Origin of the sequence: Candidatus Thiosymbion oneisti (assembly GCF_900092655.1) — a bacterium.
Classification (GTDB): Bacteria; Pseudomonadota; Gammaproteobacteria; order Chromatiales; family Chromatiaceae; genus Thiosymbion; species Thiosymbion oneisti.
Map to the genome: position 1 here is coordinate 1 of NZ_FLUY01001518.1, position 12,052 is coordinate 12,052.

The 12,052-nt window shown below is 62.4% G+C and carries 8 protein-coding genes; 7 read left to right on the forward strand and 1 reads right to left on the reverse strand.

The features are described from left to right. The 4 genes from BQ17_RS15395 to BQ17_RS15410 form a co-directional block, all read left to right on the forward strand. Positions 1–420, forward strand: a 420-nt coding sequence (locus tag BQ17_RS15395; RefSeq protein ID WP_218068302.1) for a hypothetical protein, incomplete at its 5' end; no start/stop codon positions are given. Between the two features lie 474 nt (positions 421–894). Further along, complete coding sequence (locus BQ17_RS15400) at positions 895–1,860, forward strand: glycosyltransferase family 2 protein (protein ID WP_089728540.1); 966 nt, start codon at positions 895–897, stop codon at positions 1,858–1,860. Continuing rightward, positions 1,857–2,330: an FKBP-type peptidyl-prolyl cis-trans isomerase gene (locus tag BQ17_RS15405; protein ID WP_256091630.1), complete on the forward strand. Its 474-nt coding sequence runs from the start codon at positions 1,857–1,859 to the stop codon at positions 2,328–2,330. Before BQ17_RS15400 ends, BQ17_RS15405 begins: the two co-directional genes overlap by 4 nt. A 340-nt stretch (positions 2,331–2,670) precedes the next feature. Beyond that, positions 2,671–3,465, forward strand: coding sequence for a sulfotransferase family protein (locus BQ17_RS15410; protein ID WP_141699317.1), 795 nt, complete (start codon positions 2,671–2,673; stop codon positions 3,463–3,465). Here the strand turns inward: BQ17_RS15410 and BQ17_RS15415 are convergent. Continuing rightward, positions 3,433–5,499 (reverse strand): glycosyltransferase family protein, encoded by a 2,067-nt coding sequence (locus BQ17_RS15415; protein ID WP_089728546.1) that lies wholly within the window; start codon positions 5,497–5,499, stop codon positions 3,433–3,435. The two genes, BQ17_RS15410 and BQ17_RS15415, sit on opposite strands and share 33 nt — an antisense overlap. Before the next feature lie 225 nt (positions 5,500–5,724). Here BQ17_RS15415 and glmU point away from each other — a divergent pair, with 225 nt between their 5' ends. The 3 genes from glmU (at position 5,725) to BQ17_RS15435 (ending at position 11,423) form a co-directional block, all read left to right on the forward strand. Further along, positions 5,725–7,101 (forward strand): bifunctional UDP-N-acetylglucosamine diphosphorylase/glucosamine-1-phosphate N-acetyltransferase GlmU, encoded by a 1,377-nt coding sequence (glmU, locus tag BQ17_RS15420; protein WP_089728553.1) that lies wholly within the window; start codon positions 5,725–5,727, stop codon positions 7,099–7,101. A 516-nt stretch (positions 7,102–7,617) separates the two neighbouring features. Continuing rightward, a complete protein-coding gene (locus tag BQ17_RS15430; protein WP_089728550.1) occupies positions 7,618–8,757 on the forward strand; it encodes a metallophosphoesterase family protein in 1,140 nt (379 codons plus the stop codon). Next, a complete protein-coding gene (locus BQ17_RS15435; RefSeq protein WP_089728551.1) occupies positions 8,754–11,423 on the forward strand; it encodes an AAA family ATPase in 2,670 nt (889 codons plus the stop codon). The genes BQ17_RS15430 and BQ17_RS15435 overlap by 4 nt, the downstream gene beginning before the upstream one ends. Positions 11,424–12,052: the final 629 nt, after the last annotated feature.

Sequence of the window (12,052 nt, forward strand, 5' to 3'; positions counted from 1 at the left end):
GGTATGGCGTGCAGCAGTGTGAGCTTCACCCTCTTCGATCGCGAAGAGAACAGCCCAGGCGCCAGCGATACCATCATCGACTCGCCGGCCGAGACGGCAGAAGTGGACAAGCTGTGCTATGTAACGAACGTCCTGAAGTTCAGCGAGGATAGTAAGGTGTTTGATGAACTCAAGGAATCCAAGCTGGCGAAAACGGTCGATGTCAGTAAGCTGGCTCAAAAGAAGGGTTGGCTGGAGCTGGATCTAACCAGAGATGCCGAGGCGCAGACCGGCTTGCCTCTGAAGGATGCTGCCAATACAACCAGGGCATTTCAGGGCTTACCGGCCATCGGCTTCATGATCAAGAATCGTGACCGCGGCAATCCGGAGATCAACTACGTGAGCACCATTGCGCATGCCTACACGCGTAAGACTAATTAATCGTTCATGATGTCTGCCATTCCCGAGTGGGGATGGCAGGCCCCTGCAGGTGGTTGGGGCCGCGCAGGCGGCCCCACCGTTTTTTGCGGGAAACGATTGCCGATGCGGCCAGCGATGCTTGTGCTCGCCATCACCTCACGGTTTCAGATTGCCTTGGTAGTGAAGTGCCTGCGTTCGTCGCCTCGGGCTCGGGCTGAAGCCTGCGGTCGAACCCTTGACCTACTCCGACCCCGGATTACGCAACCGGCGCGAAGAGGGACAGCACGGCCATCGTTTTAGAACTGAAGGTCTTTACCATGTGCTGAGGAAACGGGAAGACCTGTGATTTTGTCGGGTTAGAGTGCGCTCGGATTTATCGACATAATCGAATACCGGAACCCACATCCAGTATGACCTAGGTTTCCGATGTCGGGACAGCCGACCTGCCTGTGACAGATGGATGGGTCCGTCGAGGCCGTGTTTTGGGAATGATGTATGGGCAGGCTGTTTCGGAAACGCCTCGATCTCACCATTGTCGTCGTCGCCTATGATATGGCCCGGGAGCTGCCGCGCACCCTGTGCTCCCTGACCAGAGATTACCAACGGCACTGCGCGGGGATCGACTATGAGGTCCTGGTGGTCGACAATGGCTCTCCCGAACCCTTCGGGCACGAGCGGGTCGCTGCCTACGGGGACAATTTCCGCTATTTTTATCTCGATAATCCCCCGTCTTCCCCGGCCTATGCGCTCAATTATGGCGCCGAGCGGGCCCGTGGGCGTATCCTCTGCTTGATGGTCGATGGAGCCCGGCTGGTGACGCCGGGTGTGCTAGGACTGGCCGCTGCTGCGTTTCGCGCCTACCGGGATCCTACGGTCGCGGTGCTCGGTTGGCACCTGGGGGAGGACCTGCAATATCGGTCGATTGCCGCAGGCTACGATCAGGCGCGGGAAGACGCCCTCCTGGCAGCGATCCATTGGCCTGAAGACGGCTACCGCTTATTCGAAATCGCGGTTCTCGCCGGCTCTTGCCTGGACGGTTGGTTTCGGCCGATCGGGGAGAGCAACGCCGTTTTTATCCGCCGTGATGCCTATGATCGACTGGGCGGATTCGATGAGCGCTTCGATCTACCCGGCGGTGGGTTCGTCAATCTCGACTTCTTTCGGCGGGCGGTGTTGCGAAAGGGGTCTGAGCTGATCGTTCTGCTGGGGGAGGGGACCTTCCACCAACTCCACGGCGGCATTGCAACCAACACCGGCGACGAACGGGAACGACAAAACCTCCAGCACCGCTGGGAGGCCCAGTATAAAGCATTGCGAGGCGGGGCCTTTGATGCGCCTGGGAAGCGCCCCGTCTATCTGGGCGGGATATCGCCTGCCGTGCTGCCTTCCCTCGCCTCATCCGTGCAGCTTGCCATGGAAGCCCTCGCGAGGGGTGATTCTTTGTTTGCCGGATCCGAATGAATATGACCGACCAAACGATCAAGAACGAAAAACTGGTATCCCTTACCTACAGCATTTGCGACCAATCCGGCGGCGTGCTGGAGCAGTCCGACCTACCCGTAAGCTACATCCACGGTGGCCGGACCGAGCTCATCGGCGGCATGGACCGGGCGATAGCAGGGAAGCGTGCCGGCGATAGCGTCCGCTTCGAGTTGGGACCGGATCAAGGCATGGGCCCCCACGACCCGAACCTTACCTTTACCGATGCCATCGATAATGTTCCGCCCCAGTTCCGTCATGTGGGCGCCGAGGTGCAGATGCAGAGCGAGTCGGGCGACGTCAAGACCTTTTACGTCACCAAGATCGAGGACGGACAGCTTACCTTGGATGCCAATCACCCGCTCGCCGGAAAGGACCTGCGTGTCGAGGTGAAGATCAGGGAAATCCGCGATCCCACACCCCAGGAACTCATGCAAGACGGGATGGCTTGAAAAGCCTCGTACTATAGTACCGGGTGGTAGTTAAATTTTAAGTGGTTCAGTTGGGCGACTGCCGGTTTCAAGTTGTCATTTCGAGTGCAGCGAGAAATCTTGTGCCTAGACGATATCATTAGGATGAATCCTCACTGGAAAGACCTCCGTGTGGGTTGGTTTTGAAGATCCCTCGCTATGCTCGGGATGACAGTTCCCTTCGGTCGAGATGACAGGTTCGGTTGAGATGAAAAGAATCAGGCAGAAACATTCTTTCTGATCGCTTTCTCCGCGTCTTCAGCGTCTCTGCGGTTTAGGAGAAGTTATCCTTTAACATCATACTCGGAGAGAGCTCGGCATCTTGAAGCCGGTCGTATTGATGAAGGGTTCACGGAAACTGCCGTCTCCGCTGGTCAACTTCATGATCATTGGGGCCCAGAAGTGCGGTACGACCGCCCTGGCCCGATACCTAGCCGAGCATCCGTCGGTGTGCATGGCCTGGGGAAAAGAGGTCCATCTGTTTGATTCGCTCGCGTCGGTAGGATTCGCACCGCAACGACTCGATCGTTTTTATCATGGCTATTTCGACCACTATCGCGGCGAACCTATGGTCGGCGAGGCTACCCCCTCCTATCTCTACTTTCCCGAGGCAATCGCCGGTCTACATCATTACAACCCGCGTTTGAAGCTGATCGTTTTGCTGCGCGATCCCTTGGAACGCGCCTTGTCGGCCTACGCGATGGAGCGCAACCGGGGCCGGGAATCTTGGCCGGTGGACCCGGCGCTGTGCCTGGAACCGGTAAGGCGCTTAGCCGCGTCCGTATTCCGGGGTGGCCGGACGACTCACCGCACGACCTTTTCTTACGTCGATCGCAGTCGCTATAGGCGCCAGCTTGATACCCTGGGAAGCTACTTTCCGAAGGGGCAGATTCTGCTCCTACATTCCGAGGCACTGGGCCGCCGCTACGAGGAAACGCTGCGTTCGGTCTACGCCTTCCTCGAAATCTCGGTACCCAGCCCGCTGCCTCCCCCCCGTCGGGTACGCCAGACTGAACGAAAGTACCGCCCGTCGAGCCTTACCCTGGCATGGCTGCGATGGGTACTGAGAAAGGAGCGACGTTGGCTAGGCGAACGCTTTCCGAATCGCTCTGATTAGTTGGCCGGTACGGCCCTTGGGATAGCGCCCCAGCGCTTCCGCCAGAACCGAAAGCAATACATCCCGTTGGGCATCGGGTCCATATTCGGTCAACGCATGACTACGGGCCCGGCGACCGATCTCGGCACGGTGTCCGTCGTCACGGATGAGTCTGTCCAGCCAAGATCGCCATTGGGCTTTCGAGTCACAGCAGTATCCGGTCTCGCCTTGGAGAATGGCGGAACGCATCGGCGGCGTGGCGGTTGCGAGTGTCGGGACTCCGACCAGGGCCGCTTCGAAGTACTTGAGCTCGCTCTTTGCCTCGCAGAAGGGGTTGCCTGCCTCCAGCGGCGCCAGATTGATGTCGAAGCGGGAGAGTTCGTTCGGAAGTTCCTCGAAGGCGACCTTGGGGCGTCGTTCGATACGGCTCCCGAATTTCAGAATTTGTGGAAACGCATGGAGCTCCAGATCCCCGAGGATAATCAAGGAGACCCGGCGATGGGCGTCCAGGATCTCGACCAAGGGCTCGACGATCGTTCCAAAATCGCGCTGATGCGTCGGCGTGCCGCTTGCATAGCCGAGCCGGAGCCCCTCTCCGCTGTCCGCAGGTTCCGGGAGGCGCGCCGCGGCGGCGAGTCTTGCCCGGTCGAGTCCGTTGGGGATCACAAAGGAGTCCCGCACGAGCGGATGCGCTGCTCGGCGGAGGGGTTCGGTGGGAAGGATGGCGAAATCGGCTTTGAGCAACGCCTGTCGATAGCGCAGGGATTTTGCGTACCAATCGGCCTCGGAGACCTCCGGACGCCGCAGATAATCGAAGTAATCGGGCGTCATGTAATCGGGCTCGAAGACCAGGTCATCGATGTCGAAACCCAGTGGAATCCCAACACGCCGGCAGTAGCGGTAGAGTCGGGATAGACCCGCGTCCCACTCGCAGCGGTAGACCAGGACCAGGCCTGCGTCGCTTGCCTGCGTCATCAGCTGGGGGCTCCCGGCGGGTAGTACGGACACCGGAATCCCACACGCGGTAAGCGCCTCGATGCGGTATTGCACGCGGTACAGATGGCCCCTGCTCAGGGGGGCGCCGGTTACGAAAAGCACGCCTTTTGGCGGGCGAAGCTCGTCGGCGCGGACCCGGTTGGTCAAGGCATGGACCATCCTCGGCGCCCAGGGGTCGGCCTGATAGGCTGCCGGGGTCGACCCCCTGACGGCGCCGAATCGATCATGGATAGCGGACAAGACCCGGCTTTGATATGCAAAATATTCACGTGATTCCTTATCTAAATCGCATCCGGCAGAACGCCGAACACGTTCGTAACAGGCCTCGGCTATTCGGTATTCCGGTGTGACACCGGGGTTTAGGTGGCTGCGCTGATGTGAAGGATCGACCAGGACGGTCAGCTCGGCCTCCGCCTCGCCGACCGCCCGCGGCGGTGAGATGCCGAGTGTATCCAGGCCCCGCCGCAGCCCATGCACCGGCGCATGCAATAGGTCTTCATAAGTAAGCCAGGCCCGGGGCATAGCCTGTGAGTGTTGCTCCGCTTCCAGGAGATAACGTAGCCATAGTAGAATCGACCGGTCACCTTGTACCACCGCTGCCGGACGTGATGCTTCATCCTGCCAGCGGCGGCGTAGGGACTCCGCCACCTTGAGCGGGTGCCGTACAGTCACCAGCGCATAGCTGCTGATCCCGAGACGATGTGCAGCTTCCGACCAGAGCGGCAACAAGCGACACAGGCGAGGGTCTTTGAGGGCTATGATGTCCCCTGACGCCAGCCAGCCTTCGAGCAGGGGTACGGCTTGACGGAGAAAACCCGGTTGCTCATCGGCAAAGCCCGGCTGCTCGAACGGTCGGTCGTCCCACCAGGGCCGACCGAGGGCCTCCAGTGTATGATTGTTCAGCGCAACAAGCTCTCTCGGCTCCCAGTATCCATTCGGATTGTCCGCCATCGCCGGCAATAGAGAGCCGGGGATTGAAATACCTAAGCAATCGATCGCCTGCGCCAACATCGAGGTGCCGCTTCGGTGCATACCTAAGATGAATACGAGCTTTTTCATAATCGAAGGATAGAGAATCCGACTCCGTGAGGGGAGGGTTCTCGACGGCCCCTGACATTTGAGAAGCCCTGGCGTGAAGATTCGGGAGAAGGAAGCACAGTCTATGAGCACACAGCATCCGGCGCTAGTAGCCGAGGTACAGGCGTTGCAAGTATTTTCCGGGACCCGGGCGGGATGCACCCGAGGGGTAGCCTATCCTTTGAAACAACGGGTGCCGTCATGACCATGAAACTCGGTATCCTTGTGCTCGCCGCAGGAAAGGGCAAACGGATGCGCTCGCGGATGCCGAAGGTCCTACACCCGCTTGCCGGCAGGCCACTCCTGGCCCATGTCTTGGACACCGCGCATGCCTTGGGGGCGGCACGGGTAGGTGTCGTCTACGGCCACGGGGGCGAGCTGGTACCCCGGCAGATGGCCGACTACGACTGCATCTGGGTGGAGCAGGCCGAGCAGCGGGGGACCGGTCATGCCGTCATGCAGGCGATGCCCCACATGCAGGACATGGCCCGGATCTTGGTCCTCTACGGCGACGTACCCCTGATGCGGCCGACCACCCTCCGACGCCTGATGGAGACCGCGGCGGCCACCGATCTCGGCGTGTTGACCGCGGTGCTCGAGGATCCCACCGGCTACGGGCGCATCGTCCGGGACGCGTCCGGGCGGGTTGTGCGCAGCGTGGAGCAGCAAGATGCCAGGTTGGACGAGCTGCGGATCGGCGAGGTCAACACGGGCTTTCTCATCGCGGATCGGGCCAGGCTGGATGACTGGCTTGCGCGCATCGGGAACCGTAACGCCCAAGGCGAATACTATTTGACCGATGTCATGGCATTGGCCGTGCGCGCGGGGGTGGAGATCGCAACCAGTCATCCGGAGACCCTGGATGAGATGTATGGGGTCAATGACCGGGTCCAGCTCGCGGCCCTAGAGCGTTCCCTCCAGCGCCGCCGGGCGGAGGCGCTGATGCGCGGCGGCGTGACCCTCGCCGACCCCGCCCGGCTCGACATCCGTGGCCGGCTGCAGGCCGGGGAAGACGTCAGCATCGACGTAAATGTGGTCATCGAAGGTGATGTCCGGCTGGCCGCAGGCGTAGCGATCGGACCCAATTGCCTGCTTCGGGACTGCACACTCGGTCCTGGCACCCAGGTCTTTGCCAACTGTGTCATCGAGGGTGCCGCCGTCGGTGCCGATGCCCGTATCGGTCCCTTCTCCCGGCTCCGTCCAGAGGCGGTGCTGGCGGACGATGTGCACGTGGGCAACTTCGTCGAGCTCAAGAAGGCCCAGGTCGGCGAGGGCAGCAAGGTGAATCACCTGACCTATGTGGGTGACGCCCAAATCGGCCGCGACGTCAACGTCGGTGCCGGGACCATCACCTGCAACTATGACGGCGCCCACAAGCACCTGACGGTGATCGGCGATGACGCCTTCATCGGCTCCAACGCATCCCTGGTCGCGCCGGTGGAGATCGGCGCCGGCGCCACCGTCGGCGCCGGCTCGGTCGTCTCCCGTGCAGCGCCTACCGGAAAGCTCACACTCACCCGCGCCAAGCAAGTTACCCTGGAGCATTGGCAGCGACCCCGTAAGCAGGGACCTGGATCGGGTTAGGCACGTACCACTGCGTTGGGGTGTGCAAGCAATCCTGAATGATATGGCGCGGTTTGGGAAACCGGACTTGGCTGGAAGCGAGTCGGGTCGGTTGGGCAAAGGGCGTAGGATGCGGTTCGCGCCGGCCGTCAGTGCCATCCATGAGGTGGTATACCACGCTCACCGCATCCTACGAGCTAACGAGGCATCGCCTCAAGCCCACGAGAGCCCGACTCGAGCTTCGTGGCGAAACCCCGATCGGACAGGATTTACAGAATTGACAAGCTTCTTGTCGTCGCTTCTCGTCCCCACGCGCCGCGTGGGGACGTGGAAGCTCCGCGCCGCGGAGAAGGCGGGTCGGAACAGCCTCTTGCCGGCGAATCCTGGCCGGCAGGATGCCGGCGTTCCCAGCGTTACGGCGGGATGCGCTACGCTTTCCCGCCCTACGGTCCTCACCCCTGCCCTCTCCCAGAGGGATAGGGAGTGAAATGCGCAAATCGTGCCATGTGGCAGTATAACTAATACAACACGACGCTGATGAGTCTAACCCTCCTGCATACGGCGGACTGGCAGCTCGGTAAGCAGTTCGCCCAGGTTCCAGGAGATGCGGGGGCCACGCTGCGACTGCGGCGGCTGGATACCGTCAAGGCCATCGCCGAGCTGGCGCGGGAACGTCAAGTGGACGCGGTGCTCGTCGCCGGTGACGTTTTCGAGGACAACGCCGTCTCGGATGAGACCCTCCGGCGGACCATGCATGCGCTGGCCCCGTTCGAGGGCCCCTGGGTGCTGCTGCCCGGCAACCACGACGCGGGCTTGACCCAGAGCGCCTGGAGCCGCCTGCGCCGGCTCGCTGTCGTGCCCGCAAATGTCATTCTCGCCGATCGGCCTGAGCCCATCGTGCTTTGTGGGGGGCGGCTGGTGGTACTGCCGGCCCCCTTGCGGCGGCGGCACGAGGTGGGGGACCTGACGGAGTGGTACGACACCCTGCGCTCGGATGCAGGCGTTTTACGGGTCGGGCTCGCGCATGGTGCGGTCACGAATCGTTTACCAGAGACAGCCGAGGCCCACAATCCCGTCGCCGACACCAGGGTGGAAACGGCGAGCCTCGACTATCTGGCCTTGGGCGATTGGCATGGGACCCTCGAGGTGGCGAACCGGACCTGGTATGCAGGCACCCCTGAGCCGGATCGCTTTAAGACGAACGAGCCCGGCAATGTGTTGCTCGTGACCTTGCGGGAAGGCGGCGCCCCGTCCCAGGTGGAAAAGGTCCCGGTCGGCTACTACCGATGGGTCCGGCTGACCTTTGACATCATGGATGACCAAGCCCTGGCCGTCCTGGATAGCCGACTGGCCGCCTTGGGTGAGAGTGAGCGGACACTGGTGCGGTTGAAACTGACTGGCACAGTGGATCTCGCCACGAGACAACAGCTCGATGAGCGGCTCGACGGGTGGCGTGCCCGTCTGCATTTCCTGGAGGTCGATGATACGGCGCTGTTGGCCCGGACCGGTCCGGACGATCTTGCCGCGCTGATTGCCGAGCTGGGGGCCACCGGCTTTGTGCGCGATGCGATCGAGACCCTGGTGGGCATCGAGGGCGACGCGGGGCATCCCGACCAGGCCGATGCAGGGAGGGCTCTGCAGATCCTCTACCGCGAGCACAAGGCCCTGCGGCAATGAGTGCCATGCATTTCAAATCCATCGAAGTGGAGCAGTTTCGGCAGTTCCGAGGTGCGGTGGCCGTCCATGATCTGACCGCTCGGCTCAACGTCATCGCCGGCTACAACGAGGCCGGTAAATCCACCCTGTTGCAGGCCGTTCGTGCGGCCCTGTTCGACCGCTATACGGGCAGTGTGGGGGAGCGTTTTCGACCTTACGGCGCCGTGGTGAGCCCCAGGATTTCCTTGGAGTTCAATCTGAATGAAATCGAATACCGGCTCACCAAGGTCTTTTCGCGTCGGCGCGATGGCGAAGCGACCCTGGAGACATCCGATGGCCGCCGCTGGGAAGGCCCCGAAGCGGAAGACTATCTGGCGGAGCGCCTGGGGTTCTCCTATGCGGGCCGGGGCGGCAGTCGCCCGGAGCTGCAGGGCCTGGCCGGGCTCTTGTGGGTCGAACAGGCAAGGGCCTACGAGCCCGTGACCCTGACGGATCAGTCCCGCCAGCAGGTCCATGCGGTGTTCGAGCACGAAATGCGGGAGCTATTGGGTGGCGATCGGGGCGAGACGCTGCATCGCCGCATCACGGCGTTGCGCGGGGAGTACTTCGACGTGCGGGGTAAGCCGCGCGGTGACTACCGGCGCCTTCAGGAACGCGAGGCCGAGCTGCGGCAGAAACTGCAGGCGATACGCAGTGAGCTGGAGGCATACGAAGACAAGGTGGACCGCCTGGAGCAGCGGCAAACGGAGCTGCTTGCCTATCGGGAAGATCGGGCCTTGGAGAAGACCGAGGAGCGCGCCCGATTAGCGCAAGCAGCGGCCAAGCGGGTGACAGAGCTGCGGGCCGAGGTCCAGGCGGGCAAGGAGCAATGCGGTCGGACCAATGCCGAATGGGAGGCGGCAAAGCAGGCCTGGGCGACCCGTACCAGGTTGATCGGCGAACACAGGGAGGCGCAGAAGGCGGAGCAGGCCGCTGGGCAGGCAATGCATGGAAAGGAGGCCGAGTTGGCGCAGCTGAAGGGGCGGCTTGCACAGCGCCAGGACCAGCTCACCGAGCTGAAGGCCCGTAAGCAGGATCGAGATACTGAGCTCCGCTTGGCCCATGATACCGAAGCCCTCAGTCATCTCGTGGCGGAGCATGAGCGTCTGAACACTAGGCTCAAGGAGGCCCGAGACGCGGATGCCGAGCGGCGGCGGTGCGTATCGGAGCGTGCCGCGCTCCGGGTGACGGAAGAGATGGTATCAGCGCTGAAGCAGATCGAACGGGCCCGCGATCTTGCCGAAGAGCGCCTGCACGCCGCCGCGACTCAGGTTGCGTATCGGTTGGAGCCGGGCATGGTAGTCAAGCTGGGGGAAGAACCACTCGCCGGAGACGGATCGGTACGACTGACCTGCCGTACCGAGCTCCGGATCGAAGGCATCGGACGCTTTACGGTCATCCCCGGTGGGGAGGACCTGGACGCGCTGCGGCGTAAGGTGGAGCGGGCGGACCGCCAGCTCGGGCAGGGGCTTTCCGAGGTGGGCACTGACAGCGTCGCCGGCGCCGAGGCGATTCTGCGTCGCTCGGGGGAGCTCGATAGCCGAGCAGCACAGCATGCCGCAACCCTCAAGGGACTTGCCCCCGCAGGTCTCCAGGCCTTGGAGGACCAGCTGAGCACCATCGGCGCGCAGGGGGACGATCTGCGCCGCAGGCTGGGTGACATGGCCGCTCGGGAATTCGGAATAGACGACTTGGAGCAAGCGGTCCGGACACTCCAAGATCAAATCGCCGCAATCGAAAGCGATGTCTGCGCCGAAGAAAAGGTGGTCCAGGGGTTGCGGGAGGCAGTGGCGGGGCTCCGTGCGGAGAAGATATCCGCCGAGCGACTCGCCGGGCGTTGTGCCTCCGAGCTGGAACGGGCCCGAATCGAGGCACCGGACGGTCGGTTGGTGGAGACCCTCAAGGAGACGGAGCAACGGGTCGACGCGAGCCGCCACCGCCTGGAAGCGGCGACCCGAGCACTCGAGGCCGAGCATCCGGAGGCTGTCGAGCTGGAGCTCGAACGATCGAGACATGCCCTCGAAGACATCAAGCAGGAGCTCGAGCAGCTCGAGCGCGAGGTCCGTGATCTAAGGGTGGAGCTCGGTGCCCTCGGGCAGAGAGGGCTGGCCGAAGCAGTGGCATCCGTTACAGCAGACCATGTATTCGTGGCCTTGCAACTGGAACAAGCCGATCGACATGCGCGCGCGCTCGATTTGCTGCAACGTACCCTCGATGCTGCCCTCCGGCGGGCGAAGGCAGCCGTCGCCGAACCGGTCGTAGCCAGGCTCGTTCCCTACCTGCGCCGGTTGATCCCGGATGCCGCCCCTACGGTCGATGAAGACCTGATCCTCATCGGAATCGAACGGGACGGGGCGACCGAGCCCTTCGAAGATCTGAGCATCGGTACCCGGGAGCAGCTGGCCGTCCTGGTCCGGCTGGCATACGCCGACTTACTCAGCGAAGCGGGCAAGCCGGTAACCCTGATTCTGGATGACGCCCTGGTCAATTCCGATGATGAACGCCGCGAGCGGATGAAAGCGATCCTGTACCAGGCGGCACAGCGTTACCAGATATTGCTCCTGACATGCCATGGCAGGGAATACCGGGACACAGGCGGGGCCTTCATCCGGCTTGAGAACGCCCTTGAAGAAAGCAAGGCAGGTTAAGAAGCGGGTCATCCGCGCGCAAGGAAAGCAACAGTCTTGCGGAAGATGCCGCCGCTGATAGGGATGATTGAAAAAGGTTACGTCCAGGACTACTACCTCGTTTCACCTCATTTTTCTGTAGGGAGCGGCCGACCTGCCGTTCCGCAGGCCATTCGGAACGCCACAGAGGGCGTTCCCTACGAACATGCAGCCCACGTAGGTTGGGGTGAGGTCGCCCCGATAGGGGCGACAAACCCCAACGGCTTTGACTCGACATGGCGATTTGTTGGGGTTCGCAAGCTCACCCCAACCTACGATGTCCTGCCCCCTGCCCCCTGCCCCCTGCTCTGGCGGATGGCGCAAGCTTATCCGCCCTACGCGGACTGTTCACGATCATGGAAGGTACTACCGGACGTTTTGGAGTGCGGCCTGTCTGCCCTGCCTGCTGCAGGCAGGCGGCCACTTCACCCCGACGCTTACCGGAACCGACAGCGCTCGGCATAAGCAGGGGGTCGGCCAAGTGGCACGATCCTGCCGCCGCTTTGGATTTGGCAACGTATCCGTCCCCAGCACAGGTGATGCGGCCAGGGGAAAGCGCCGTCGCCGCGGCGCGGGAGGAACCGAAGGGCCCGGATTCCCGGCCAACGCCG

Coding starts and splice junctions, on each gene's coding strand:
- BQ17_RS15415 (WP_089728546.1), bottom strand. CDS start 5,499: ATGAAAAAGCTCGTATTCATCTTAGGTATGCACCGAAGCGGCACCTCG.
- BQ17_RS15435 (WP_089728551.1), top strand. CDS start 8,754: ATGAGTGCCATGCATTTCAAATCCATCGAAGTGGAGCAGTTTCGGCAG.
- glmU (WP_089728553.1), top strand. CDS start 5,725: ATGAAACTCGGTATCCTTGTGCTCGCCGCAGGAAAGGGCAAACGGATG.
- BQ17_RS15430 (WP_089728550.1), top strand. CDS start 7,618: ATGAGTCTAACCCTCCTGCATACGGCGGACTGGCAGCTCGGTAAGCAG.
- BQ17_RS15400 (WP_089728540.1), top strand. CDS start 895: ATGGGCAGGCTGTTTCGGAAACGCCTCGATCTCACCATTGTCGTCGTC.
- BQ17_RS15405 (WP_256091630.1), top strand. CDS start 1,857: ATGAATATGACCGACCAAACGATCAAGAACGAAAAACTGGTATCCCTT.